The organism is Streptomyces doebereineriae (genome assembly GCF_031845645.1).
GTDB classification, from domain to species: domain Bacteria; phylum Actinomycetota; class Actinomycetes; order Streptomycetales; family Streptomycetaceae; genus Streptomyces; species Streptomyces canus.
This window is the reverse complement of record NZ_JAVREZ010000121.1, coordinates 1-510: the sequence shown is the minus strand read 5'-3', so window position 1 is coordinate 510 and position 510 is coordinate 1. Positions and strand designations below refer to the sequence as shown.

The 510-nt window shown below is 73.1% G+C and carries 1 pseudogene; it reads left to right on the top strand.

What is annotated here, in order from left to right:
* Positions 1 to 23: 23 nt before the first annotated feature.
* Positions 24 to 510: pseudogene (locus RNB18_RS51015) on the top strand (HNH endonuclease); the annotation flags it as partial.

Sequence of the window (510 nt, the reverse complement as noted above, 5' to 3'; positions counted from 1 at the left end):
AACGGGGTGGGGTGGACCAGGTCATGACGATGCGACAGAACTGGTGGCGACGGGGGCTGGCGGCCGGGGCCGTCCTCGCACTGGCCGGATGCGCGGCGATCGAGGACGCGACGACGCCCGAGCCTGCGGACGGGAAGCCGTCCGCCTCGGCATCGGGATCGGCCTCCACCGGGGCCGGTGGCGGTGGCGGCACGGCGGCCGACGGCACCCTGCCGGGCATACCCACCGCGGGGCAGGCGAAGGAGCAGCTGGCCGGACTGGAGGTGGCCCGGCACGGTTCGATGTCCGGCTACAGCCGGGCGAAGTTCCCCCACTGGTCGTCGCAGGGCGAGTCCTGCGACACCCGGGAAACCGTGCTGGAGCGGGACGGCACCGATGTCGAACGGGACGCGCAGTGCCGGGCGGTCTCCGGGAAGTGGACCAGCGTCTACGACGACAAGCCCTTCACCGAGGCCCGCGACCTGGACATCGACCACATGGTGCCGCTCGCCAACGCCTGGCGCTCCGGGG